The organism is Rhizobium sp. BK379, assembly GCF_014193955.1.
In the GTDB taxonomy this organism is placed as follows: Bacteria; Pseudomonadota; Alphaproteobacteria; order Rhizobiales; family Rhizobiaceae; genus Rhizobium.
Genome location: NZ_JACIAD010000009.1, coordinates 34,339 through 58,642, shown reverse-complemented (window position 1 = coordinate 58,642; position 24,304 = coordinate 34,339). Strand labels below are relative to the sequence as shown.

The 24,304-nt window shown below is 59.7% G+C and carries 21 protein-coding genes; 17 read left to right on the top strand and 4 right to left on the bottom strand.

Going from position 1 to position 24,304, the window contains the following annotated elements; genetic code table 11:
* Positions 1-2: 2 nt before the first annotated feature.
* The 11 genes from nuoH to FHT93_RS30285 all read left to right on the top strand — a co-directional run bounded on the left by nuoH (position 3) and on the right by FHT93_RS30285 (position 10,894).
* Positions 3-1,049: an NADH-quinone oxidoreductase subunit NuoH gene (nuoH, locus tag FHT93_RS30335; protein ID WP_112544549.1), complete on the top strand. Its 1,047-nt coding sequence runs from the start codon at positions 3-5 to the stop codon at positions 1,047-1,049.
* Between the two features lie 36 nt (positions 1,050-1,085).
* Entirely contained in the window at positions 1,086-1,577 is a 492-nt protein-coding gene (gene nuoI / locus FHT93_RS30330) for an NADH-quinone oxidoreductase subunit NuoI (protein WP_037096244.1), read from the top strand.
* 143 nt (positions 1,578-1,720) lie between these two features.
* Positions 1,721-2,338: an NADH-quinone oxidoreductase subunit J gene (locus FHT93_RS30325; protein WP_112544548.1), complete on the top strand. Its 618-nt coding sequence runs from the start codon at positions 1,721-1,723 to the stop codon at positions 2,336-2,338.
* 25 nt (positions 2,339-2,363) lie between these two features.
* A complete protein-coding gene (gene nuoK, locus FHT93_RS30320) occupies positions 2,364-2,672 on the top strand; it encodes an NADH-quinone oxidoreductase subunit NuoK (RefSeq protein WP_112544547.1) in 309 nt (102 codons plus the stop codon).
* Positions 2,673-2,679: 7 nt separating this feature from the next.
* Positions 2,680-4,677, top strand: a complete 1,998-nt coding sequence (gene nuoL, locus FHT93_RS30315; RefSeq protein ID WP_183850926.1) for an NADH-quinone oxidoreductase subunit L — start codon at positions 2,680-2,682, stop codon at positions 4,675-4,677.
* Positions 4,677-6,188, top strand: a complete 1,512-nt coding sequence (locus FHT93_RS30310; RefSeq protein ID WP_112544545.1) for an NADH-quinone oxidoreductase subunit M — start codon at positions 4,677-4,679, stop codon at positions 6,186-6,188. Before nuoL ends, FHT93_RS30310 begins: the two co-directional genes overlap by 1 nt.
* Positions 6,189-6,202: 14 nt before the next feature.
* Positions 6,203-7,648 carry an NADH-quinone oxidoreductase subunit NuoN gene (gene nuoN, locus FHT93_RS30305; RefSeq protein WP_112544544.1) on the top strand — a complete coding sequence of 482 codons (1,446 nt, stop codon included), beginning with the start codon at positions 6,203-6,205 and terminating at the stop codon, positions 7,646-7,648.
* Entirely contained in the window at positions 7,648-8,412 is a 765-nt protein-coding gene (locus tag FHT93_RS30300; protein WP_113204658.1) for a biotin--[acetyl-CoA-carboxylase] ligase, read from the top strand. Before nuoN ends, FHT93_RS30300 begins: the two co-directional genes overlap by 1 nt.
* Before the next feature lie 17 nt (positions 8,413-8,429).
* Positions 8,430-10,100, top strand: a complete 1,671-nt coding sequence (locus FHT93_RS30295; RefSeq protein WP_112544542.1) for a ribonuclease J — start codon at positions 8,430-8,432, stop codon at positions 10,098-10,100.
* A gap of 3 nt (positions 10,101-10,103) precedes the next feature.
* Positions 10,104-10,508, top strand: coding sequence for a methylmalonyl-CoA epimerase (gene mce, locus FHT93_RS30290; protein ID WP_183850924.1), 405 nt, complete (start codon positions 10,104-10,106; stop codon positions 10,506-10,508).
* 110 nt (positions 10,509-10,618) lie between these two features.
* A complete protein-coding gene (locus FHT93_RS30285; RefSeq protein ID WP_112544541.1) occupies positions 10,619-10,894 on the top strand; it encodes a DUF1467 family protein in 276 nt (91 codons plus the stop codon).
* A 314-nt stretch (positions 10,895-11,208) separates the two neighbouring features.
* Here the strand turns inward: FHT93_RS30285 and FHT93_RS30280 are convergent, their stop codons facing one another.
* A complete protein-coding gene (locus tag FHT93_RS30280) occupies positions 11,209-11,487 on the bottom strand; it encodes a hypothetical protein (RefSeq protein ID WP_162728507.1) in 279 nt (92 codons plus the stop codon).
* Here FHT93_RS30280 and proS point away from each other — a divergent pair.
* From proS to FHT93_RS30265, 3 genes are read left to right on the top strand one after another with little or no spacing between them, the layout of a single operon-like run.
* Positions 11,486-12,808 carry a proline--tRNA ligase gene (gene proS, locus FHT93_RS30275; RefSeq protein WP_112544539.1) on the top strand — a complete coding sequence of 441 codons (1,323 nt, stop codon included), beginning with the start codon at positions 11,486-11,488 and terminating at the stop codon, positions 12,806-12,808. The genes FHT93_RS30280 and proS overlap by 2 nt on opposite strands.
* Before the next feature lie 17 nt (positions 12,809-12,825).
* Complete coding sequence (locus tag FHT93_RS30270) at positions 12,826-14,130, top strand: lipoprotein-releasing ABC transporter permease subunit (RefSeq protein WP_112968079.1); 1,305 nt, start codon at positions 12,826-12,828, stop codon at positions 14,128-14,130.
* A gap of 55 nt (positions 14,131-14,185) precedes the next feature.
* Positions 14,186-14,869: an ABC transporter ATP-binding protein gene (locus FHT93_RS30265; protein WP_112544537.1), complete on the top strand. Its 684-nt coding sequence runs from the start codon at positions 14,186-14,188 to the stop codon at positions 14,867-14,869.
* Between the two features lie 3 nt (positions 14,870-14,872).
* Here FHT93_RS30265 and FHT93_RS30260 read toward each other — a convergent pair whose 3' ends face one another.
* A complete protein-coding gene (locus FHT93_RS30260; protein ID WP_183850922.1) occupies positions 14,873-15,334 on the bottom strand; it encodes a DUF5680 domain-containing protein in 462 nt (153 codons plus the stop codon).
* A gap of 312 nt (positions 15,335-15,646) precedes the next feature.
* Between FHT93_RS30260 and dnaE the strand changes: the two genes are divergently transcribed.
* Positions 15,647-19,132 carry a DNA polymerase III subunit alpha gene (gene dnaE, locus FHT93_RS30255; RefSeq protein ID WP_183850921.1) on the top strand — a complete coding sequence of 1,162 codons (3,486 nt, stop codon included), beginning with the start codon at positions 15,647-15,649 and terminating at the stop codon, positions 19,130-19,132.
* A 39-nt stretch (positions 19,133-19,171) separates the two neighbouring features.
* Here dnaE and FHT93_RS30250 read toward each other — a convergent pair whose 3' ends face one another.
* Positions 19,172-20,569 (bottom strand): MFS transporter, encoded by a 1,398-nt coding sequence (locus FHT93_RS30250; RefSeq protein ID WP_246781762.1) that lies wholly within the window; start codon positions 20,567-20,569, stop codon positions 19,172-19,174.
* Between the two features lie 144 nt (positions 20,570-20,713).
* On the opposite strand from FHT93_RS30250, the gene FHT93_RS30245 reads away from it, so the two are divergent.
* Entirely contained in the window at positions 20,714-21,145 is a 432-nt protein-coding gene (locus tag FHT93_RS30245) for a helix-turn-helix domain-containing protein (RefSeq protein WP_112968083.1), read from the top strand.
* Between the two features lie 3 nt (positions 21,146-21,148).
* Here the strand turns inward: FHT93_RS30245 and FHT93_RS30240 are convergent, their stop codons facing one another.
* Positions 21,149-22,399 (bottom strand): L,D-transpeptidase family protein, encoded by a 1,251-nt coding sequence (locus FHT93_RS30240; protein ID WP_183850918.1) that lies wholly within the window; start codon positions 22,397-22,399, stop codon positions 21,149-21,151.
* A 153-nt stretch (positions 22,400-22,552) separates the two neighbouring features.
* Here FHT93_RS30240 and FHT93_RS30235 point away from each other — a divergent pair, with 153 nt between their 5' ends.
* Entirely contained in the window at positions 22,553-24,283 is a 1,731-nt protein-coding gene (locus FHT93_RS30235) for a GNAT family N-acetyltransferase (protein WP_183850916.1), read from the top strand.
* Positions 24,284-24,304: the final 21 nt, after the last annotated feature.

Below are 24,304 nucleotides of genomic sequence, written 5' to 3'. Positions count from 1 at the left end.
TCATGGATTCTTTCTTCTCGACCTATGTCTGGCCGGCGATCATCATGATCGGTCAGTCACTGCTGCTGCTCGTCTGCCTGCTGGTCTTCATCGCTTACGTCCTTCTTGCCGACCGCAAGATCTGGGCTGCCGTCCAGCTGCGCCGCGGCCCGAACGTCGTCGGTCCTTTCGGTCTGTTCCAGTCCTTCGCCGACCTCTTGAAGTTCGTCTTCAAGGAACCGGTCATTCCGGCCGGCGCCAACAAGGCGGTCTTCCTTCTTGCGCCGCTCGTGACCGTGCTTCTGGCGCTGTCGACCTGGGCGGTCGTGCCGCTCGCAGATGGCTGGGTCATTGCCAACATCAATGTCGGCATCCTCTATATCTTTGCGATCTCTTCGCTCGAAGTGTACGGCATCATCATGGGTGGCTGGGCTTCGAACTCGAAGTACCCGTTCCTCGGTGCGCTGCGCTCCGCAGCGCAGATGGTGTCCTACGAAGTCTCGATCGGCTTCGTCATCGTCACTGTCCTTCTCTGCGTCGGTTCGCTGAACCTGACTGACATCGTCAATGCCCAGCGCACCGGTCTCGGTACCATGATCGGCCTGCCGAACTCGTTCCTCGACTGGCACTGGCTGGCGCTGTTCCCGATGTTCGTCGTCTTCTTCATCTCCGCACTTGCCGAGACGAACCGCCCGCCCTTCGACCTTCCGGAAGCAGAATCCGAACTCGTCGCCGGCTTCATGGTCGAATACGGCTCGGCTCCGTACATGATGTTCATGCTCGGCGAATATGCGGCCGTCGTCCTGATGTGCTCGCTGACGACCATCCTCTTCCTTGGGGGCTGGCTGCCGCCGGTCGATTTCTGGCTCATCAACTGGGTGCCGGGCATCATCTGGTTCATGCTGAAGGCGTGCCTGGTGTTCTTCATGTTCGCCATGGTCAAGGCTTTCGTGCCCCGTTACCGCTACGACCAGCTCATGCGTCTCGGCTGGAAAGTCTTCCTTCCGCTGTCGCTCGCCATGGTCATCATCGTTGCATTCGTGCTGAAACTGACGGGATGGGCAGGCTGATGTCCAACCTCGTTTCAGGCAAAATTGGAGAATAAGATGGGAAGCCTGTCCGCCTCCATCAACTCGCTCTTCCTGAAGGAATTCGTCGGCGCTTTCTTCCTGTCGATGCGCTACTTCTTCAAGCAGAAGGCGACGATCAACTATCCCTTCGAAAAGGGTCCGGTCAGCCCGCGCTTCCGCGGCGAACATGCTCTGCGCCGTTACCCGAACGGGGAAGAGCGCTGCATCGCCTGCAAGCTGTGCGAAGCGATCTGTCCCGCTCAGGCGATCACCATCGAAGCCGGCCCGCGCCGCAATGACGGCACACGCCGTACGGTGCGCTACGACATCGACATGGTGAAGTGCATCTATTGCGGCTTCTGCCAGGAGGCTTGCCCCGTCGATGCGATCGTCGAAGGCCCGAATTTCGAATTCGCCACCGAGACCCGCGAAGAGCTCTACTTCGACAAGCAGAGGCTTCTCGAAAACGGCGACCGGTGGGAGCGTGAAATCGCCCGCAACATGGCGATCGACGCGCCCTATCGTTGATTGAAATTTGAAATGCCGCGGGAAGGGTGCTCAACGCCCGCCGCGGTCAACATGCACCGGGGCTTTGCCAGCGAATGCTGTGCGAAGTCCTATCGGGCAGGGAAACTCCCGGCTGCCCGGGGGAAGATGAAAAAGGCACCAACATGGGTCTGCAGGCTCTATTTTTCTATCTTTTCGCCTTTGTCGCGATAGCGTCGGCGTTCATGGTCATCTGGGCGAAGAACCCGGTTCACTCGGTTCTGTTCCTGATCCTGGTGTTCTTCAATGCAGCCGGTCTCTTCCTGCTGCTGGGTGCAGAATTCCTGGCGATGATCCTGCTCGTCGTCTATGTGGGCGCGGTCGCGGTTCTCTTCCTCTTCGTGGTGATGATGCTTGACATCGACTTCACCGAGCTTCGCGCCGGTGTTCTCGAATATGCGCCGATCGGCGCGCTGATCGGTCTCATCCTCGCAGCCGAACTCATCGTCGTCGTCGGCGGCAGCGCGATCTCGCCCGAGATTGCCAAGACCGTCGCCATGCCGATCCCGGCGCTGACCGAACGCACCAATACGGCGGCACTCGGCGACGTGCTCTATACGAACTACGTCTACTTCTTCGAGATCGCCGGTCTGGTCCTGCTGGTCGCCATGATCGGCGCGATCGTGCTGACGCTGAAGCATCGCACCAATATCAAGCGGCAGAATATCGCCCGCCAGGTTGCCCGCACGCCTGCCACCGCCGTCGAGGTGATCAAGGTCAAGCCGGGCCAGGGCGTAAGCTGAGCCGAGAGGTCAAGGAACAAAGAACATGGTCATCGGACTTTCCCATTATCTCACGGTCAGCGCCATCCTCTTCACGATCGGCATCTTCGGCATCTTCCTGAACCGGAAGAACATCATCGTCATCCTGATGTCGGTCGAATTGATCCTGCTGGCGGTCAACATCAACATGGTCGCCTTCTCGTCGTTCCTCAACGACATCGTCGGCCAGGTGTTCGCACTGTTCATTCTGACCGTTGCTGCTGCTGAAGCGGCGATCGGTCTTGCAATTCTCGTTGTCTTCTACCGCAACCGCGGTTCGATCGCGGTCGAAGACGTCAATATGATGAAGGGCTGAGCGGCTCATGTTCCTCTATAAGGCTATCGTCTTCCTTCCCCTGATCGGCGCGATCATCGCTGGCCTCTTCGGCCGTGCGATCGGCGCCAAGGCGTCGGAATATGTCACCAGCGGCCTGATGATCATCGCCGCCATCCTGTCCTGGGTCGTCTTCTTCACGGTTGCGCTCGGCCATCCCGAGGGCGTGATCAAGGTCGAGGTTCTGCGCTGGATCCAGTCTGGTGGCATCGACGTCTCCTGGTCGCTGCGCGTCGATACGCTGACCTCGGTTATGCTGATCGTCGTCAATACTGTTTCGACACTCGTGCACATCTACTCGATCGGTTACATGCATACCGATCCGCACCGTCCGCGTTTCTTCGCCTATCTCTCGCTCTTCACCTTCGCCATGCTCATGCTGGTGACGTCCGACAACCTCGCCCAGATGTTCTTCGGCTGGGAAGGCGTTGGTCTGGCCTCGTATCTGCTGATCGGCTTCTGGTATAAGAAGCCTTCGGCATCGGCTGCTGCAATGAAGGCCTTCATCGTCAACCGTGTCGGCGACTTCGGTTTCGTGCTCGGTATTGCCACCGTCTTTGTGCTGTTCGGCTCGATCAACCTCGACACGATCTTCGCCAATGCTTCGACCTTCGCTCCGGCTGAAGGCGGCGGTGAAGCCGGCGAGGTGATCCTGAACCTCTTCGGCATGCATCTCGACAAGGCTCATGCGCTGACCGGCGCCTGCCTGCTGCTCTTCATGGGCGCGATGGGTAAGTCGGCGCAGTTCCTGCTGCACACCTGGCTGCCGGACGCCATGGAAGGCCCGACGCCGGTTTCCGCACTCATCCATGCCGCAACCATGGTGACCGCCGGCGTCTTCCTCGTCGCCCGCATGTCGCCGATCTTCGAACTCTCGCATGATGCGCTCGTCGTCGTGACGATCATCGGCGCGATCACCGCATTCTTCGCGGCGACCGTCGGCCTCGTGCAAAACGACATCAAGCGCGTCATCGCTTACTCGACCTGCTCGCAGCTCGGTTACATGTTCGTCGCTCTCGGCGTCGGTGCCTATGGCGCGGCAATCTTCCACCTCTTCACGCATGCCTTCTTCAAGGCTCTGCTCTTCCTCTGCGCCGGTTCGGTTATCCACGCCGTCGACGGTGAGCAGGACATGCGCTACATGGGTGGACTGCGTCCGCACATCAAGGTGACGTTCTGGATGATGATGATCGGCACGCTGGCGATTACCGGTGTCGGCATTCCCTTCACCCCGATCGGCTTTGCCGGCTTCTTCTCCAAGGACGTCATCATCGAGGCCGCCTATGCGTCGCATTCGCCGGTCGCGGGCTTCGCCTTCACGCTGCTGGTCATCGCTGCTCTCTTCACGAGCTTCTATTCCTGGCGTCTGATCTTCATGACCTTCTTCGGTAAGCCGCGTGCTTCCCACGAAGTCATGCATCACTTCCACGAATCGCCCCAGGTCATGCTGGTGCCGCTCTACATCCTCGCCATCGGCGCGGTTGTTGCCGGCTTCCTCTTCGAAGGCCGCTTCTACGGCGAGGAGTATGCCGAGTTCTGGAAGGGTGCGCTTTTCACAGGCGCCGAGAACGAACTGGTGGAAGAGTTCCACCACGTCCCGGCCTGGGTCGGTCTCAGCCCCTTCATTGCCATGCTGCTCGGCTTCGTGATCGCCTGGTACATGTACATCAAGTCGCCCTCGACGCCGCGCAAGCTCGCCGAGCAGCATCGTGTGCTTTACCAGTTCCTGCTCAACAAATGGTACTTCGACGAGCTCTACGACTTCCTCTTCGTCCGCACTGCCAAGGCGCTTGGCAACTTCCTGTGGAAGAAGGGTGACGTCGGTGTCATCGATACCTACGGTCCGAACGGCGTCGCTGCTCGCGTGGTCAACGTCACTGATCGCGTCGTGCGCCTGCAGACCGGTTACCTCTATCACTATGCCTTCGCGATGCTGATCGGCATTGCGGCGCTCGTTACCTGGATGATGCTCGGGAGTTCCTTCTGATGACCGATTGGCCTATTCTTTCAACGGTCACCTTCCTGCCGCTCGTCGGCGTGGTGCTCCTGTTGCTGATGAACGGCGAAACCGAGAACGGTCGCAAGAACGTGTTGTGGATCTCGTTGATCACCACGGTCTTCACCTTCATCGTCTCGCTCTTCATCTGGATCGGTTTCGATAACGCCAATCCGGGCTTCCAGATGATCGAGCAGCATAGCTGGCTCGGCACCGGCATCGGCTACCATGTCGGCGTCGACGGCATCTCCATGCTGTTCATCATCCTCTCGACCTTCCTGATGCCCTTCTGCGTGCTCGCAAGCTGGCTCTCGATCGAGAAGCGATTGAAGGAATACATGATCGCCTTCCTCATCCTCGAAGTGATGATGGTTGGTGTCTTCGTCTCGCTTGATATCGTTCTCTTCTACGTCTTCTTCGAAGGCGGCCTCATCCCGATGTTCCTGATCATCGGCGTCTGGGGTGGTGCGAACCGCGTCTATGCGAGCTACAAGTTCTTCCTCTACACGCTGCTTGGCTCGGTGCTGATGTTGCTCGCCATCATGGCCATGTACTGGCAGGCCGGCACGACCGATATCGCCCAGCTTCTGGACTACAAGTTCCCGCCGGCAATGCAGACCTGGCTGTGGCTTGCCTTCTTCGCCTCCTTCGCGGTGAAGATGCCGATGTGGCCGGTCCACACCTGGCTCCCCGACGCACACGTCCAGGCGCCGACGGCCGGCTCCGTCATCCTGGCAGGCGTGCTCCTGAAGCTCGGTGGCTACGGCCTGATCCGCTTCTCGATCGGTATGTTCCCGGTCGCATCAGATCATTTCGCGCCGCTGGTCTTCGCGCTCTCTGTCATCGCCATCATCTACACTTCGCTGGTCGCGATGATGCAGGACGACATCAAGAAGCTGATCGCCTATTCCTCGGTTGCTCACATGGGCTACGTGACGATGGGCATCTTCGCTGCCAACGCGCAGGGCCTGCAGGGTTCGATCTTCCAGATGCTGTCGCACGGCATCGTCTCTGGTGCACTCTTCCTCTGCGTCGGCGTCGTCTATGACCGCACCCACACCCGTGAGATCGCGGCCTACGGCGGCCTGGTCAACAACATGCCGAAATATGCCGTCGCCCTCATGGTCTTCACCATGGCAAACGTCGGCCTTCCGGGCACGTCGGGCTTCATCGGCGAATTCCTGACGCTGATCGGCGTCTTCCGCGCCAATACCTGGGTTGCGCTCTTTGCCGCCACCGGCGTCATCCTTTCGGCCGCCTATGCGCTCTGGCTCTATCGCCGGGTGATCTTTGGCGCGCTGGAGAAGGAAAAGCTGAAGGCTCTGCTCGACCTTTCACCGCGTGAACAGATCATCCTCTACCCGATGATTGCGCTCACCATCTTCTTCGGTGTCTATCCGGCTCCGGTCTTTGATGCGACCGCAGCTTCCGTGGACCATCTGATCAACAGCTATTCGGCCGCAGTGCAGGCAGCGCAGAATGTTGCGCTGTCCATGAAATGACGGGACTTTAGGACATGACTGCTGAAACAATCTCCCTGAGCCTGTACCTGTCCGCGCCGGAAATCATCCTCGCGATCGGTGCTCTCGTCCTGCTCATGATCGGCGTCTTTGCGGGTGAGCGGTCCGGTCCGCTTGTCAGCACGCTGGCAATGATCGTGATTGCCATCTCTGGCCTTTGGCTGATCTTCATCCCTGGTGACGGCCTTGCCTATGGCGGGGTCTATGTCGCCGACGGCTTCGCCCGCTTCATGAAGGTTCTGGCACTGATCGGCTCCCTCGTGGCGCTGTTCATGTCGATGGGTCATGCGCGGGAAAATCAGCTCGACAAGTTCGAGTTCCCGGTTCTCCTGGTGCTCTGCACGCTCGGCATCATGCTGATGATCTCGGCTAACGATCTGATCGCGCTTTATCTCGGCCTGGAACTGCAGTCGCTCGCGATCTACGTCATCGCCGCGATCAACCGCGACAGCTTGAAGTCGACCGAGGCCGGTTTGAAGTACTTCGTTCTGGGTGCGCTCTCCTCGGGCATGCTGCTCTACGGCATGTCGCTGGTTTACGGTTTCACCGGCCATACGCATTTTGCTGACGTTGCCCAAGCGCTGACAGTGGAAGGCGCGCGGTCGCTTGGCCTCGTCTTCGGCCTCGTCTTCATCCTCGCCGGCATCGCCTTCAAGATCTCTGCCGTTCCCTTCCATATGTGGACGCCGGACGTTTATGAAGGCGCGCCGACCCCGGTCACCGCCTTCCTGGCGAGTGCACCGAAGGTCGCTGCGATGGCGATGATGACCCGCATTGTCATCACCGCCTTCCAGCCGGTGCTGACCGACTGGCAGCAGGTCGTCGTCTTCATATCGATTGCCTCCATGCTGCTCGGTTCGTTCGCTGCCATCGGCCAGAAGAACATCAAGCGACTGATGGCCTATTCCTCGATCGGTCACATGGGGTACGCGCTGGTTGGCCTCGCAGCCGGAAACCAGACGGGCGTCACCGGCGTCATGCTCTATATGGCGATCTACATGGTCATGACCCTCGGCTCCTTCGCGATCATCATGTCGATGCGCCGCAAGGATGGCACCGTCGTCGAGAACGTCAGCGATCTCGCCGGCTTGTCCGCAACGAACCCCTTCATGGCGGTGGTGCTGACCGCGCTGATGTTCTCGCTTGCCGGTATCCCGCCGCTTGCCGGCTTCTTCGCGAAGTACTTCGTCTTCGTTGCCGCCATCGAGGCCAAGCTCTATGCGCTCGCCGTCATCGGTGTTCTTGCGTCTGTCGTCGGCGCTTACTACTACCTGCGCGTCATCAAGCTGATGTGGTTCGATGAGGCGACCGGTGAATTCGCCCGCGTCTCCGGATCGCTGCGTCTCGTCTTCGGTCTTTCCGGCCTCTTCGTTGCAGCCTATGTCCTCATCGGTGGTCCGATCGGCGGCGCGGCCGAGCTTGCTGCGGCGACGCTCTTCTGATGGCTTCCGACAAGCAGCGCCGGATATCGCTCGGCGATATCAGGCACGAGGCCTTGTCGGATACTGCGTCGACCAACACGGAATGCCTTGCCCGGGCTCGGGCAGGGGACAGCGGTCTGCTCTGGGTGACCGCTGAACGACAGACCGGCGGCCGGGGCCGCCGGGGCCGGCCCTGGGTTTCAGAGCGCGGCAATCTCTATGCCTCGCTTCTCCTCATCGATCCGGCCCCGATGGAGCGTCTTGCCTCCCTGCCGCTCGCAATCGCGGTTGCCGTGCACCAGGCGATCCGCCGCGTCTTGCCGCCAGGTGCCGAGCCGCTGGAGGTGAAGTGGCCGAATGATATCCTCATCGGACGCAAGAAGACCTGCGGCATCCTCGTGGAAGGCGAACGGCTGGCGGACGGCCGCCACGCCGTCGTGATCGGCATCGGCATCAATGTATCGGTCATGCCCGACAATCCCATCTATCCCGTCACCTGCCTGCGCGATCAGGGAAGTGCGGCTTCGCCCGAAGAGCTCTTCGCCCATCTCTTTGCATCCATGGCCGAGACGCTGGATATCTGGGATGGAGGGCAAGGTATTGCCGAGGTCACGGCCCGATGGCGCGCTGTCGCCTGCGGTATTGGCGAAAAGATAACCGTTAATCTGCCGGACAGGTCGATTTCCGGATATTTCGCCGGAATAGATGATAATGGCCTGTTGATGCTCGATACCGGCACGGGCAGGATGATGCCGATTGCGGCCGGCGATGTATTCTTTGGATAGTGGAAAAAACAAACATTATGGCGAAACAGGACGAACTGGTATTTCTGCCCCTGGGCGGCGTCGGAGAGATTGGCATGAATCTCGCGCTGTACGGCTACGGCCCGGCGGATCATCGCCAGTGGATCATGGTGGATTGCGGCGTCACCTTTCCGGGCCCGGATCTGCCGGGTGTCGATCTCGTCCTGCCGGATATCCGCTTCCTCGCCAATGAGCGAAAGAACCTCAAGGCGATCATCATCACCCACGCTCATGAGGATCACTACGGAGCGCTCGCCGATCTCTGGCCGGGCCTCAATGTTCCGGTCTATGCCTCGCCCTTCACGGCGGGCCTGCTGGAAGCCAAGCGCAATTTCGAGAAGGACGCGATCGGCGAGGTGCCGGTGACCATTTTCAAGGCCGGCGACAAGATCAATGCCGGCCCCTTCAGCATCGAGGGCGTGGCTGTCAATCATTCGATCCCCGAGCCGATGTCGCTGATGATCCGCACGCCGCTCGGCAATGTCATCCACACGGGCGACTGGAAGATCGACCACGAACCTTCGCTCGGGCCGCTGACCGACGAGACGCGCTTCCGCCAATTGGGTGATGAAGGCGTGCTGGCGCTACTCTGCGACTCCACCAATGCACTGCGCGACGGCGTTTCGCCTTCGGAGAAGGATGTCTCCGAAAGCCTGCGCAAGATCATCGAGAATGCCGAGGGACGTGTGGCGATCACCACCTTCTCCTCGAACGTCGGCCGTATCCGCACTGTCGCTGAAGCCGCCGAAGCCGCTGGCCGTGAAGTGCTGCTGCTCGGAAGCTCGCTGAAGCGCGTGTGCGATGTTGCCCAGGATATCGGCCTGCTGGAAGGCGTAAAACCCTTCATCTCCGAGGAGGATTACGGCTTCATCCCGCGTGACAAGGTCGTGGTCATCCTCACCGGCAGCCAGGGCGAGCCCCGCGCTGCCCTCGCCAAGCTTTCCCGCGATGAGATGCGCAATGTAGCCTTTGCCGCCGGCGACATCGTCGTCTTCTCCTCGCGCGCCATTCCCGGCAATGAGAAGGCGATCCAGGACATCAAGAATGGCCTCGTCGAGCAGGGGGTCCATATCATCACCGACACGGAGGCGCTGGTCCATGTGTCAGGCCATCCGCGCCGCAACGAGTTGCAGAAGATGTACGAGTGGACGCGGCCGAAGGTCGTCGTGCCCGTGCATGGCGAGGCAACGCATCTGACGGCACACAAGGAACTGGCAGAACAGTCCGGCATTCCGACTGTGCCGCGCGTGCGCAATGGCGATGTGCTGCGACTTGCGCCAGGACCGGTCGAGGTGATCGATGAAGCGCCTCATGGCCGCATCTACAAGGACGGGTCACTGATCGGCGACTTCGACGAAATGGGCATCGGCGAGCGCAAGAAGCTCGCCTATGTCGGCCATGTCGCCGTCAGCATCGTGCTCGACAATCGCTACGACATTATCGGCGAGCCCGATCTCGTGGCGATTGGCCTGCCTGCCTATGACGACGAGGGGGAGGATATGGAAGATACCCTTTTCGATGCGGCAATCAGCGCGATCGAGAGCATTCCGCGCGCCCGCCGCAAGGATATCGACATGGTGCAGGAGGCCGCGCGCCGTGCCGTACGCGCCGCTGCCAACAATGCCTGGGGCAAGAAGCCTGTCGTCACCGTCTTCATCACCAGGGTCTGAGTGATGCTCGGCCGGGTGAACCATATCGCCATCGCCGTGCCCGACCTGGCTACCGCGGCTGCAAGCTATCGCGACACGCTGGGCGCGGCGATCTCCGAGCCGCAATCCCTGCCGGAGCATGGTGTCACGGTGGTTTTCGTCGAGCTGCCGAACACCAAGGTGGAACTGCTGGAACCACTAGGCGAGACCTCGCCGATCGCAGCCTTCCTGGAAAAGAACCCCTCCGGCGGCATGCACCATATTTGCTACGAGGTAGACGATATCCTTGCTGCCCGCGACCGGCTCACAGCATCCGGCGCCAGGGTGCTTGGCAATGGTGAGCCGAAGATCGGCGCTCACGGCAAGCCGGTGCTTTTCCTCCATCCGAAGGACTTCTTCGGCACGTTAATCGAGCTGGAACAGGTCTGAAGCTCTGCGTCAGAGTGACCTAAGCAGTCTGCTCCCTTTGAACTGGCCGCCATTCCGGCTTATAAGCAGCCAAAACCTGCCGCCAAGGCACCATATCGACGGGAACCAAAATGTTTCAGGCCTTCCTCCAGGGGTTCGCAGTTTATTTCATCATCTGGTGGATCACGCTTTTCGCCGTGCTGCCGATCGGCCTGCGCACCCAGGCGGAGGACAATGATGTTGTGCTGGGCACCGTGCCAAGCGCTCCGACCCGTTTCCGCCCGGCCTTCGTCTTTTCGCTGACGACGCTCGTTTCCGGCGCAATTTACGGCTTCTGGTATATCTGTTCGACCTATTTCGGCTTCGGCTTCGATGCGCTTCCACAAATAGGGCCTAGCTTCTATTAGGAATGGCTTTTGCTCAATCTTTGAGCAGATGTAAATGCAACCGCGAAAAATCTGTCATACGCACGTCATGCAAGTGAGGCAAAGAGCTTGCGTAACGGAAGGCGGGCTTGCCTAACGAAAGTCAGGCCTGATTTTGTGAGTTGTGGGAAGCCGAAAAAGCAAAAAAAAACAAGGCTAAAAGCCTTGTTTTAATTATCGCGTGATCCTTAACCGTTACCGGGGCAGCGACAAGCGCGCCTAAGATCTGATCCTCCCAAGACTTGACCGCGAGTTCGGCAAGAATTTAACCTTCCTGCCTGTTTTGTGAGCTAAAACTAGCTCAAAGATTGTGCTTTGTCATTAGGTTTTTTTGCATTTTTGCTACAGTCACGCAAAATTTTTCTGTTGACAAGATTTACCTTCAAGCCCTTATAAATACGCGCTTTTTCACGTCTACTGAATTTGTAGGCGCTAACATGCGTCAGCGGGAGGCGGCTCACGTCGGTCGCGGGTTTCTTTCCCGCCGCGAAGCGGCTATGAACGCTCCCATCTTTAACAAAGACCGTCGATTCCGCTTGGGTAAGCGGCGTCTCAACTGTACCGGAATCCGCCATGCGTCTGTCCCGCTTCTTCGTACCCATCCTCAAGGAAAATCCCAAGGAGGCGGAAATCGTCTCCCATCGGCTGATGTTGCGCGCCGGCATGATCCGCCAGCAATCGCAGGGCATCTACTCCTGGCTGCCGCTGGGCAAGAAGGTGCTGGACAAGGTCAACAACATCATCCGCGAAGAGCAGAACCGCGCGGGCGCCATAGAGCTTTCGATGCCGACGTTGCAGTCGGCCGAGCTCTGGCAGGAGAGTGGCCGTTACGACGCCTATGGCAAGGAGATGCTGCGCATCAAGGACCGCCAGGACCGTCCGATGCTCTACGGCCCAACGAACGAAGAAATGGTCACGGATATTTTCCGGTCTTCGGTCAAGTCCTACAAGGACTTGCCCCTCAATCTCTATCACATCCAGCTGAAGTTCCGTGACGAAATCCGTCCGCGCTTCGGCACGATGCGTTCACGCGAGTTCATGATGAAGGACGCCTATTCCTTCGACCTGACACGCGAAGGTGCGGAACATTCCTACAACAAGATGTTCGCCGCCTATCTGCGCACCTTCGATCGTCTCGGCCTGCGCGCCATTCCGATGCGAGCCGATACCGGCCCGATCGGCGGCAATCTCAGCCATGAATTCATCATTCTAGCTGATACCGGCGAGTCCGAAGTTTTCTGCCACAAGGATTTCGTCAATTTCGACATTCCCGCCGAAAGCACCGATTTCGACAGTGTCGAAGGCCTGAAGGGAGTTTTCGACAAGTGGACGTCGCTTTATGCCGCGACCTCGGAAATGCACGACGAGGCGGCCTTCAACGCCATTCCTGAAGGCGAGCGTCTTTCTGCACGCGGTATCGAGGTCGGCCATATTTTCTACTTCGGTACCAAGTATTCCGAGCCGATGGGTGCAAAGGTGCAGGGTCCTGACGGTAAGGAACACTTCGTCCACATGGGTTCCTACGGTATTGGCCCGACACGCCTTGTTCCCGCCATCATCGAAGCATCGCATGATGAGAACGGAATCATCTGGCCGGAGTCGGTCGCACCCTTCGATGTCGTGGTCATCAACATGAAGGCCGGTGACGAGGCCTGCGACGGCACCTGCGAGCTGATCTACGCGGCGCTGACCAAGGCGGGCAAGGACGTGCTCTATGACGACACGGATGACCGTGCCGGCACCAAATTCGCGACCGCCGACCTGATCGGCGTGCCGTACCAGATCATTGCCGGTCCGCGTGCGGTCGCGAACGGCGAGGTGGAAGTGAAGGACCGCAAGACCGGCGCCCGCGAAACGATGACCATCGAAGCGGCGATCAACAGGTTCGTGGCTTAGGGAAAGACGGAGGCGAAATGGCAGAGGCAGCAGTGGACCGGAGTTCCAAATCCGGCTTGGGTCCGGCTGGCAAGCCATTTTCCACCTTCGAACGCCTTGTGGCGTGGCGCTATCTGCGCGCCCGCCGCAAGGAGGCGTTCATCTCAGTCATTGCCGGCTTCTCCTTCGTCGGCATCATGCTGGGCGTTGCGACGCTGATCATCGTCATGGCCGTCATGAACGGGTTCCGCACGGAACTGGTCTCCCGTATTCTCGGCATCAACGGCCACATGATCATCCAGCCGGTCGACGGTCCCTTCACCGACTACGCCGATCTCGTGAAGAAATTCGAAGCCGTACCCGGCGTCAAGATGGCGCTGCCGTTGGTGGAAGGCCAGGTGCTGGCTTCCTCGCAGACCGGCGGCAGCACAGGTGCTCTGGTGCGTGGAACGCGGGCTGAAGACCTGACCAAGCTGAAGACGGTTTCCGACAACATCAAGTCCGGCGACATGGTGGGATTTGCCGCTGGCGATGGCGTTCTCGTCGGAAGCCGTATGGCCGATCAGCTCGGACTGCGTGTCGGAGACCTGATTACGCTCACGTCACCGGAGGGTGATGTGACGCCGATGGGCGTCAATCCGCGCATCAAATCCTACAAGATTTCCGGCATCTTCGAGATCGGCATGTCGGAATATGATGCTTCGATCATCTACATGCCGCTCGAGGAATCGCAGCTTTATTTCAATGCCGACGGGCTGGTGCAGTCGATCGAGCTCTTCGTCAACAATCCCGACGATATCGACAATCTGAGGCCGAAAGTCGAGGAAGCAGCCGGCCGGCAGATCGCCATCACCGACTGGCGTCAGCGCAATCAGACCTTTTTCTCCGCCTTGCAGGTGGAGCGCAACGTGATGTTCATGATCCTGACGCTGATCGTGCTCGTCGCCGCGCTCAACATCATCTCCGGTCTCATCATGCTGGTGAAGGACAAGGGCAGCGATATCGCGATCCTGCGCACCATGGGCGCAAGTTCAGGCGCCATCATGCGCATCTTCTTCATGACGGGGGCTGCGATCGGCATTGTCGGCACGATCGCCGGCGTGCTGCTCGGCGTGTTCGTCTGCATCAACATCGAATCCATCCGTCAGTTTTTCTCCTGGGTTTCGGGCACAGTGCTCTTCGATCCGCAGCTCTATTTCCTCAGCCAGCTGCCGGCGGAAATGGATGTGAGTGAGACGATCTCCGTCGTCGTCATGGCGCTGACGCTCTCTTTCATCGCGACGATCTTCCCGGCCTGGCGCGCCTCCCGCCTCGACCCCGTCCAGGCCCTCCGCTACGAATAAGGCCCGAGTCAAGATCATGCACGATCCAAGGCCCAATCCAAGGAATGCCGCATTCATGAAACGCAACGTCGTTCTCAAGCTTTCGGGCGTTGAGCGCCATTACGGACAGGGCGAAACGCTGCTGACCATCCTCAAGGGTGCGGATTTCACCCTGTCGAGCGGTGAGATGGTGGCGCTGGTGGCGCCGTCAGGCACCGGCAAGTCGACGCTTTTGCATGTCGCAGGGCTGCTGGAGCATCCTGACGGCGGCGAGGTAGTGGTCAACGGCCGCCCCTGCGATGGCCTTTCCGATGACAAGCGCACCGCCATCCGCCGCGGCGAGATCGGCTTTGTTTACCAGTTCCATCACCTGCTGCCGGAATTCTCTGCACAGGAGAACATCATGATGCCGCAGCTCATCGCCGGCCTCTCATGGAAGGAAGCGAGCGAACGGGCAAAGATGCTTCTTGATTACATGCGCATCGGCCATCGCGGCGTGCATCGCCCGGGCGAGCTTTCCGGCGGTGAACAGCAGCGCGTGGCAATCGCGCGCGCCGTTGCCAATGCGCCGAGCCTGCTTCTGGCCGACGAGCCGACCGGCAATCTCGACCCGGAAACCGCCAGCTATGTCTTCGACGCTCTTGAGGCGCTGGTGCGACAGTCCGGCCTTGCCGCGCTGATCGCCACCCACAACCACGAGCTCGCCCGGCGTATGGACCGACGCGTGACGATCGCCGACGGCAAGGTCGTGGATTTCTGATTCTCAGGGGATAATGAGCCCGCCGCGATAATCGAGCTCGTAGGCCTTCTGACCATCCACGAGAATGAATTCGTGGCCGCGGAAATGTGTGCAATCGCCTTCGCTACTATCGACATAGTGTCCCAGCGCGTGATCGAGAACTATTCCGCCGAGAAAGCGGCCTTGCCTGTAGAGCTGTGACAGCGCGGCGCAGATGACGGTGCCGGCAATGGTCGAGTCGATGATTCCCGGTTCGATGATGCGCCCGAAATAGTTCATCGCCCACACCGGCTTTTCCTCCAGCCACACCACTTCCTGGCCGGCAAAGTCCGTACCGCCAAAATAGCTGTCGAGATAACGCCAGATGCCACGCTTGTAACCGATATCGTGAGCACCGATGCGATAGGACGGCTGCGACTTGGCGCCGGCGACATATGTCTGCGATTTGGCTTCGACAATGAAGCTATTGAGTTCCAGAACGTCCATAGTCCCTCTGCTCCGATGTTAACCATGTCCCGCAGAAGCGGGGGGTAAACCTGTTGACAATAGAACATACATGGAACAAATTAAAAACATAAGAGCAAAGGAGAGCCAAATGACTGACATGATCCGTGATATCGCAGCATTCACCTCCATCGCAATGTTCGTTGCCAGCTTCTCGCTGATTGTCATGGCAATGTAAGATTTCAGGGGACCGCATGGCTGCCATGCGGTCCTGAAGCGGGACTTTTTCTGGACAGAATCGCCTTCAATGCCGACAATGCGCATTCTTCATTGATGCAGTTGGAAGGGCATGTCATGGCGGATGCGGAAAAGGGTGCGATCGGCGAAACGCCGGGCTTCGTCCATCTGAGGGTGCATTCCGCCTATTCACTTCTCGAAGGCGCATTGCCTCTCAAGAAGATCCTCTACAAGGCGGCCGGCGATAATCAGCCGGCCATTGCCATCACAGATACCAACAATCTCTTCGTCGCCCTGGAGTTTTCCCAGAAGGCGATGGATGATGGGTTGCAGCCGATCATCGGCTGTCAGGTGTCGATCGACATGGAAGACGGCCTCGAAACCGAAAAGCGGGGAGGCCAGCAGGCGCTGGTCAAGCTTCCTTCCATCGTGCTTCTGTCTGCGACGGATGCGGGCTATGAACGGCTGGTCGATCTTGTCAGCCGTGCCTATCTCGGCGGCGAAGGCAGTTCGACAATACATATCCGTGCCTCATGGCTGGATGAGATCGGGACGGAAGGCCTGATAGCGCTGACGGGCGCCTCGACCGGGCCGATCGACATGCCGCTCAAGGACGGCCACGCCGCTGCGGCGGAGACACGGCTGTTGACGCTGAAGCGCATCTTCGGGGACCGGCTTTATGTCGAGCTGCAGCGGCACGGCACTTACGACAAGCGGCACGAACAGAAGATCATCGGCCTTGCCTACAAGCATGATCTTCCGCTGGTCGCGACCAATGAAGCCTTCTTCCCGACGCGCGACGATTATGACGCCCACGACGCGCTGATGGCGGTCGCCCACAATGCCATTGTTTCCGACGACAGCCGCTTCCGTCTCTCCCCGGATCACTACCTGAAGAGCCGCGCGGAGATGGAAAAGCTCTTCGCCGATCTGCCGGAAGCGCTGGAGAATACGGTCGAGATCGCTCGACGCTGCTCCTTCATTCTGAAGACCCGCAAGCCGATCCTGCCGCGCTTCACCGGCGCCACCGCCGATCCCGAAGAGGCCGAACGCGCCGAGGCGCTGGAGCTTCGCCGGCAGGCGGAAGAGGGGCTCGACATGCGCCTCGCGGAGCTTGGCATGTCGGCAGGTTACGAAGAGAAGGATTACCGCGAGCGGCTGGAATTCGAACTCAGCGTCATCGAGCGCATGAAGTTCCCCGGCTACTTCCTGATCGTTGCCGACTTCATCAAATGGGCCAAGCAGCATGACATTCCGGTCGGCCCGGGCCGTGGTTCGGGTGCAGGTTCGCTGGTCGCCTATGCGCTGACGATCACCGACGTCGATCCGCTGCGCTTCTCACTGCTCTTCGAGCGCTTCCTCAATCCGGAACGCGTTTCGATGCCGGACTTCGATATCGACTTCTGCCAGGATCGCCGTGAAGAGGTGATCCGCTACGTGCAACAGAAGTATGGTCGCGAGCAGGTGGCGCAGATCATCACCTTCGGTTCGCTGCAGGCACGCGCCGCCCTTCGCGACGTCGGCCGCGTCTTGGAAATGCCCTACGGCCAGGTCGACAAGATCTGCAAGCTCGTGCCGAACAATCCGGCAAACCCGACCCCGCTTTCCAAGGCGATCGAGGAAGAGCCGAAGCTGCAGGAAGAGGCCGCCAAGGAGCCTGTCGTCGCCCGCCTGCTCGATATCGCCCAGAAGATCGAAGGCCTCTATCGCCACGCCTCGACCCACGCCGCCGGTATCGTGATCGGCGATCGCCCGCTGTCGAAACTCGTGCCGATGTATCGCGATCCGCGTTCCGATATGCCGGTCACGCAGTTCAACATGAAGTGGGTAGAGCAGGCCGGCCTTGTGAAGTTCGACTTCCTCGGCCTGAAGACACTGACCGTGCTCAAGGTCGCCGTCGATTTCTGCAGGAAGCGCGGCATCGAGGTCGATCTCGCCAAGATCCCGCTCGATGACAAGAAGACCTACGAGATGCTGTCGCGCGGTGAAACGGTCGGCGTGTTCCAGGTTGAAAGTGCCGGCATGCGCAAGGCTCTGATCGGCATGAAGCCGGACTGCATCGAGGATATCATCGCGCTGGTCGCGCTCTATCGTCCGGGTCCGATGGAAAACATCCCGACCTACAATGCCCGCAAGCATGGCGAGGAAGAGCTGGAATCGATCCATCCGACGATCGACCATCTGCTCAAGGAAACGCAGGGCGTTATCGTTTACCAGGAACAGGTGATGCAGATCGCCCAGGTCCTATCGGGCTATTCGCTCGGCGAGGCCGATCTTCTGCGTCGCGCCATGGGCAAGAAGATCAAGGCCGAAATGGACCAGCAGCGCGAACGTTTCGTCGTCGGCGCGGTCAAGAACGGCGTGTCGAAGCCGCAGGCCGACAATATCTTCGAACTCTTGGCGAAGTTCGCAAACTACGGCTTCAACAAATCGCACGCCGCCGCCTACGCCATCGTCTCCTACCAGACGGCCTATATGAAGGCGCATTATCCGGTCGAGTTCCTGGCCGCCTCGATGACGCTCGATATGTCGAACACCGAAAAGGTCAACGACTTCCGCCAGGATGCCAAGCGCCTCGGCATCGAGGTCATTGCGCCCTCCGTCCAGACCTCCTTCCGCCAGTTCGAGACCGGCGATAACCGGATCTACTACGCGCTCGCAGCCCTCAAGGGCGTCGGTGAATCCGCCGTCGATCACATCGTCGAAATGCGCGGCGACAAGCCCTTTGCCAGCATCGAGGATTTCTGCTTGCGCATCGATCCGCGCCAGGTAAACCGCCGCGTGCTGGAAAGCCTCATCTATGCCGGCGCCTTCGACTGCTTCAATCTGGATCGCGCCCAGCTTTCGGCCGGTCTAGACCGTGTGCTCGGCTATGCGCAGCGCGCCCAGGAAAATAAGCTCAGCGGCCAGTCTGATATCTTCGGCGGAGCCCTCTCTTCGGGCCCGGAAAAGATCGCCTTGCCGCCGTTCTCGCCCTGGCTCGCCTCGGAGCGGCTGCTCAAGGAATTCCAGGTGCTGGGCTTCTACCTGACTGCCCATCCGCTCGACAGCTACAACAACATCCTGCAGAAGATGCGCGTGCAGACTTTCGCGGATTTCTCCACGGCGGTGAAGCAGGGTGCTGCGAACGGGCGCTTGGCAGGGACGGTGATTTCCAAGCAGGAGCGCAAGACGCGGACCGGCAACAAGATGGGCATCATCGTCTTTTCGGATTCCTCGGGTCAGTACGAAGCCGTCCTCTTCTCCGAAATGCTGAACCAGTATCGTGACGTGCTTGAGCCCGGAAAATCCTTCGTCATTACCGCTATTGGCGAAGAGCGGCCGGAAGGCGTCAGCCTGCGTCTGCAGACCATCCAGTCGCTGGAGGAAAAATCGCTGCAGATGCAGAAGGCGCTGCGCGTCTATGTGCGCGATTCCGGCCCGCTGCGCGCCGTTGCTGCGCATCTGAACGCCAGGGGCGATGGCCTGGTCTCCTTCATCGTGATCAAGGAGGAGGGCAAGCGCGAGGTCGAAGTCGTACTGCAGGACAAATACCGCATCACGCCGGAGATCGCCGCCGCATTGCGGGCCGCTCCCGGCATCGTCGACGTCGAACTCGTCTAATGAAAAGGGCGACCGGCATGCGCCGGCCGCCCTAGTTTGTCAGCCGGCTTGCGGCCGGCAGCATAGACCGGAGCAGCGCCACCTGCCGAAGCCCATGATTGCCGTACCGATCAGCGTGCCTCCGACCGGCACCAGAAGTGCGGTGCGCAGCGCCTCCAGCCGTTCGGATGGGCTTTCGCCGTCGCCGAGCGCCAGAGTGCCGACAGCGCTGACGGCGGAAAGGCCGAGTGCCGCGCCGAACTGGAAGGACGTATTCACCAGCCCGCTCGCCAGTCCCTGTTCGTTTTCGGCAATGCCGTCGGTTGCGATGATCGTCAGCGGCCCATAGCCGAGCGAGAAGGCAAGGCCGAGGAGGATTGTCGAGGGCAGCATCGCCGCATAGGTCCAGTCGAGCCCCATGTCGAGGAAGAGCGCGTAGCCTGCTACGGCAAGAGCGAAGCCGCCGAGTACGACACGTCCGTTACCGAAGCGCTCCACGAGCAAGGGCGTCAGCAGCGGTGCGAGGATGGCATCCATGCCAATGATGATGAGGGCGAGGCTGGTTTCGAAGGCGGACCAACCGAGCAGTTCCTGCAGGTAGAGCGAGACGATGAACTGGAAGCCGAAGAAGGCGCCCGTAAAGAGCATCGCTCCGAGGTTGGATTGCAGCAATGCCGATGACCGGAAGATCCCGAGGCGGACCAGCGGCGCCCGCGAATTGCGTTCGATGAGGATGAAGGCGACCCAGAGCACAGCACTCGCCCCTGCTGCTGCCAGTGTCCAGGTGAGGTCGCTCGTCGCATGCTCGAGCCGGGTCAGCGCGTAGGCGGCGAGCAGCATGGCGCCGGTCAGGGTGACCGCGCCGGCAACATCGAACCTCTGGCGCGGGGCTGTAGCCTCCTTGTCCTCCGCGATCAGCTTCATACCGGCAACCAGCAGGATGGCGGAGAAGATCACCGGCGCGAAGAACACCCATCGCCAGCCGATTGCGGATAGAAGTCCGCCGATGACGAGGCCGAGGGAGAAGCCGGCCGATGCAGTGCCGGCATAGATCAGCACCGCCCGGTTGCGCTGCGGTCCCTCGGGAAAACTGCCATTGATGAGTGCAAGGCCGGCAGGTGTCATGAAGGCGGCGGCTGCACCCGTCACGAAGCGGGCCGTCAGCAGCATCCATCCTTCGCTCGCAAAGCCTCCGAGGCCGGAGAAGAGCAGGAAGACGGTCAGCGCCGTCAGGAAGACCTTGCGCTTCCCGTACATATCCGCGACGCGCCCGCCGAGCAGCATCAGCCCGGCATAGGCAAGCACATAGGCAGAAACCACGGCGCTGAGCGTCGTGGTCGAAAGACCGAGATCGGCCCGGATCGAGGGCAGCGCGACATTGAGCATGGCCGCATCGACGCCTTCGAGGAAGATCGCTCCGCAGAGTACCGCGAGCATGCCGGCGGCACCGGCGCTCATTCTTCCACGCTCCGCTGTCAGGGGAGGACTTGTAGACATCATGGATTCCTTGTCGGTAGAGGGCAGGGAAGAGCGAAGATGGTTACATATTGATCCTCGGTTCCCTATTGTAACCAAAGAAAAGGTAGGGCATTGTTCGAACCCATGGAAGAAGGCACTTCAAACTCACCGAGTGACTGCTGCAGCACCGACCGCGATTACGACATCCATCAATGGGATGCGCGACAGGAGTGCGAGGTGCGCCAGATTCTGGATCGCATCGCCGATAAATGGTCGCTGCTGGTTATCGCCCTGCTGGAAAAGCGCACTTTGCGCTTTACTGAATTGCGCAGGAGCATCGACGGCATCAGCCAGCGCATGTTGACGACGACATTGCGTCAGCTCGAGCGAGACGGTCTGATCGAGCGAACGGTCTATCCCGTGGTGCCTCCACGGGTCGAATATGCCCTGACGGACCTCGGTTGCACGTTGCATGACACGATCAAGGCGCTTGTCGTGTGGACCGAGACCAACCAGACAAAGATCATCGCGGCCCGCCGAAGCTACGACGAGCGTGCCAGCGAGAAGCCTTGGTAGGTCTCAGCTCTCGCGCGTGATGGTGATGAATTCCGTGCCGTCACCGGTTTCGGGACCGACCCCTGTATCTGATATTGTCAGCGTCGAGCCGGGCGAGATCAGCGCATCGATCCGGTGGCGGGTCTCTGCAGACATTGAGATGCGGCTGAGTGCTCTGGCGATTGGACGGCCGCTGATGATGGAGCTTTCCTGGTTGGCGATGCCGAGCCGCTTCACCGTTTCGCGGGAAAGATTGTTTTCCAGCGTCACGCCCAGCCAATCCGCCGTGCCGGCTGCCTCATCGACTGAATGCAGCGAGAAGAAATGCGTGCCGAGAGCAAGGGCCGGATCGGCGATGGTAATGGGTGCCTCGAAGAGCGGCTTGAAATCCTTGCGCACCATGATGACGCCATTCGGTGGTTCGCCCCGACCCGCCGCCGCGTAAACTTCCCTAAGGAGAGTATCCGTGATCAGGCCCTTGTCACGAGCAAATTCCTTTGGCCGCAGCGCTTTGAAAGCATTGATGGCCTGAACGGTCGCGGGACCGGCCAGCCCGTCAGGCTCGCCGGCGGCAAAGCCGAGCTGGTTCAGCAGGGTCTGGATATCGACGACATTTTCACGCAGCGTCCGGCGCGTCATCAGGATGCTGATCGGCGAGGTTTCGGCAGCCGGTGCCTGCAGCTGAAACTGCGGTATCGGCAGGGCAGCCGTCGTCTCGTTCATGGCGACCTGCACCTGCGTCTTCGCATCACCGATGGCAGGCCGCAGTTCCACGTCCGTAAGCAGGGGCGCCGGTTCGGGCCGGTCGGGGCGGAACAGGGTCGGATGGTCGATAGGCTCCGGTGTCAGCTCGCTGTCGGTGATAACGACCGGCACGCCCATCTCGGTCATCTTGTAGAGCGATTTCGCAAAGGCGCCGGGCATGCGCACGCAGCCATGCGAGGCCGGGTAGCGCGGCACGGAGTTGGACTCGTGCAGCGCAATGCCGGACCATGTCAGCCGCTGCATGAAGGGCATCGGCGCGTTCGAATAGATATTGGATTCGTGGTACTTCTGCTTCTCGATGACCGAGAAGATGCCGCTCGGCGTCGTGTGCCCGTCCTTGCCGCTCGAGATCTTTGAAGTCGCCACGACCTCCGCACCGTCATAGACCGCCAGCGACTGCTTATCCTTGGACACGAATATCTGCAGCGTGCGCGCATCGGCAGCAAAAGCCGGATCGACGAGAGCGGTCGCCGACAGCAACCCGATAAGAACACCTACACGCACAGACATGACGCAATACACCACATGCACAAAAACGACGGGATTTAAGCATGCGAAGTTTAACGAAGGCTTGAATACGCGGCCGCGCTTTGATCACAAGATTGTGGGATATTCAATTTTATGCAAATCTAAAATACCGGAAGTCTTGGGGGAGACTTGGAAATGCATGTCGATATTGTTTCTGCGTTCGATGATCTGCATGCCCTGAAGGATAATTGGAACGAGGTCTATGCCGCCGATCCGGAAGGGCATTATTTCCTGTCCTGGCACTGGATCGTCCGGTGGCTGGAGCAGCGCTCGCGATGGTTCGTTCTTGCCGCCAAGCGACAGAAGGAGGACGACCGCTATGTCGCTTTCCTGCCCATTCAACTTCATGTCGATTTCGAGGAAGGGCAGGGCCTCGGCAATATCGTGCGGCTGGGGGGCACCCCCTATGCCGGCTATAACGGCCTTCTCACATTCTCCGACGATGCAGAGGCAGCACTCGCCGCCTTCGCTGATTGCCTGATGACATTCAAGTGGAAACATCTCGATCTCGACGATGTCTATGTGTCCAGCGAGAGGCTGAAGGCTTTTCTGGCGGCTTTTCCTGCCTCGGAATTCTCGAAGCGTAAGGTTCCACGCAGGCCGCATATCACGGCTGACGGTGAGAACATCGATCATGATGTCTATGTCTACGTGCCGCTTGGCGAGAGTTTCGAAACCTTCCTGGACGAGCGCATCGGCCCCAAGACGCGGCGCAATGCGCGAAAGGCGCTGCGCGATCTGATCGTACCGGAAAACGAGCTGCGCATTACCCATGTCAACCCGGAAACGATGGAGCGCGACCTCGACATCTTCTACGACATGTGGAACGTCCAATGGGGTGAACGCCAGCCGCGCTACGGCAAATTCATCCTCGACAACAGCCGGCATATGTTGCCGGCCTGTATCAAGGACGGTTCGGTTTTCATGCCGATCCTCTGGCACCGGGATAAGCCGGTGGCTACCTTCATCATGTTCCTGGATCCCTATCGCAAGTCGATGATGTGCTTCCTCGGGAGCCGTGACCTGAGCTTTCGCCACTCAATCAGCCCCGGCTTCATGCTCCATTGCTACAATATGCGCTGGGGCATCGAGAACGGATACCGGATATACGATCTCGGTACCGGCAACTATGGCTACAAGGATCTCTTCGGTTCCGAGCACCACATCGTCGAGAAGCTGCAGGTCTCTACGCTTTCGGGCCAAAATATCGGCGACCGGCTCGATCCGCACTCGCTCGATCTAGCCATGCATCAGGCAGTGTATTTCCTCAGAAACGACAACCCGAATGCTGCCGAACTCTGCTGCCGGCAGATTCTTGCCGCCGACAACGCCTATGGGCCGGCAGCCGCTTTGCTGGCGAAGATCGAGGCGACGCACCCGCCAAAGCCAATCGCCGACCCTGCCGCCCATTTCACCGCCGCTGCCGAACGGCACCGTGCCGGTAATCTTGCCACAGCGGAGGCTGGCTACCGCGAAGTGATTGCCGTCGTGCCGGATCACTTCGATGCCCTTCAGCATCTGGCGCTATTGCTGTTGCAGAAAGGCGCTTTCAACGAAGCCAAAGTCTGCGTCGACAGGGCGATCGACGTGAGACCGGCTTCCGCCTCGGCCTATTGCAATCGCGGTAATATTCTCGCGCAGCTTTCGAATTTCGAAGAGGCTCTCAGAAGCTATGACCGGGCGATTGCGCTTGATACACACCATGCCATCGCCCTCAACAATCGCGGCAACGTCCTGCGACGCCTGGGGCGCCACGCTGAGGCATTGGAAAGCTACGAGCAGGCCGTCGCGACCGAGCCCGGCTATGCCCAGGCAGTGAAAAACCGCGATGCGGCACTGCGAGAGATGGAGACCGTACCGGCTTAACGCCAGTTGTGCCATGCATGC

Excerpts from the sequence above, each read along its gene's own strand:
- nuoH (WP_112544549.1), top strand. The coding sequence starts at position 3 with ATGGATTCTTTCTTCTCGACCTATGTCTGGCCGGCGATCATCATGATC.
- nuoK (WP_112544547.1), top strand. The coding sequence starts at position 2,364 with ATGGTCATCGGACTTTCCCATTATCTCACGGTCAGCGCCATCCTCTTC.
- nuoL (WP_183850926.1), top strand. The coding sequence starts at position 2,680 with ATGTTCCTCTATAAGGCTATCGTCTTCCTTCCCCTGATCGGCGCGATC.
- FHT93_RS30295 (WP_112544542.1), top strand. The coding sequence starts at position 8,430 with ATGGCGAAACAGGACGAACTGGTATTTCTGCCCCTGGGCGGCGTCGGA.
- FHT93_RS30245 (WP_112968083.1), top strand. The coding sequence starts at position 20,714 with ATGGAAGAAGGCACTTCAAACTCACCGAGTGACTGCTGCAGCACCGAC.
- FHT93_RS30260 (WP_183850922.1), bottom strand. The coding sequence starts at position 15,334 with ATGGACGTTCTGGAACTCAATAGCTTCATTGTCGAAGCCAAATCGCAG.
- FHT93_RS30325 (WP_112544548.1), top strand. The coding sequence starts at position 1,721 with ATGGGTCTGCAGGCTCTATTTTTCTATCTTTTCGCCTTTGTCGCGATA.
- FHT93_RS30235 (WP_183850916.1), top strand. The coding sequence starts at position 22,553 with ATGCATGTCGATATTGTTTCTGCGTTCGATGATCTGCATGCCCTGAAG.
- FHT93_RS30310 (WP_112544545.1), top strand. The coding sequence starts at position 4,677 with ATGACCGATTGGCCTATTCTTTCAACGGTCACCTTCCTGCCGCTCGTC.
- dnaE (WP_183850921.1), top strand. The coding sequence starts at position 15,647 with ATGGCGGATGCGGAAAAGGGTGCGATCGGCGAAACGCCGGGCTTCGTC.
- FHT93_RS30270 (WP_112968079.1), top strand. The coding sequence starts at position 12,826 with ATGGCAGAGGCAGCAGTGGACCGGAGTTCCAAATCCGGCTTGGGTCCG.
- FHT93_RS30250 (WP_246781762.1), bottom strand. The coding sequence starts at position 20,569 with ATGAGCGCCGGTGCCGCCGGCATGCTCGCGGTACTCTGCGGAGCGATC.
- proS (WP_112544539.1), top strand. The coding sequence starts at position 11,486 with ATGCGTCTGTCCCGCTTCTTCGTACCCATCCTCAAGGAAAATCCCAAG.
- mce (WP_183850924.1), top strand. The coding sequence starts at position 10,104 with ATGCTCGGCCGGGTGAACCATATCGCCATCGCCGTGCCCGACCTGGCT.
- nuoN (WP_112544544.1), top strand. The coding sequence starts at position 6,203 with ATGACTGCTGAAACAATCTCCCTGAGCCTGTACCTGTCCGCGCCGGAA.
- FHT93_RS30240 (WP_183850918.1), bottom strand. The coding sequence starts at position 22,399 with ATGTCTGTGCGTGTAGGTGTTCTTATCGGGTTGCTGTCGGCGACCGCT.
- FHT93_RS30285 (WP_112544541.1), top strand. The coding sequence starts at position 10,619 with ATGTTTCAGGCCTTCCTCCAGGGGTTCGCAGTTTATTTCATCATCTGG.
- nuoI (WP_037096244.1), top strand. The coding sequence starts at position 1,086 with ATGGGAAGCCTGTCCGCCTCCATCAACTCGCTCTTCCTGAAGGAATTC.
- FHT93_RS30265 (WP_112544537.1), top strand. The coding sequence starts at position 14,186 with ATGAAACGCAACGTCGTTCTCAAGCTTTCGGGCGTTGAGCGCCATTAC.
- FHT93_RS30300 (WP_113204658.1), top strand. The coding sequence starts at position 7,648 with ATGGCTTCCGACAAGCAGCGCCGGATATCGCTCGGCGATATCAGGCAC.
- FHT93_RS30280 (WP_162728507.1), bottom strand. The coding sequence starts at position 11,487 with ATGGCGGATTCCGGTACAGTTGAGACGCCGCTTACCCAAGCGGAATCG.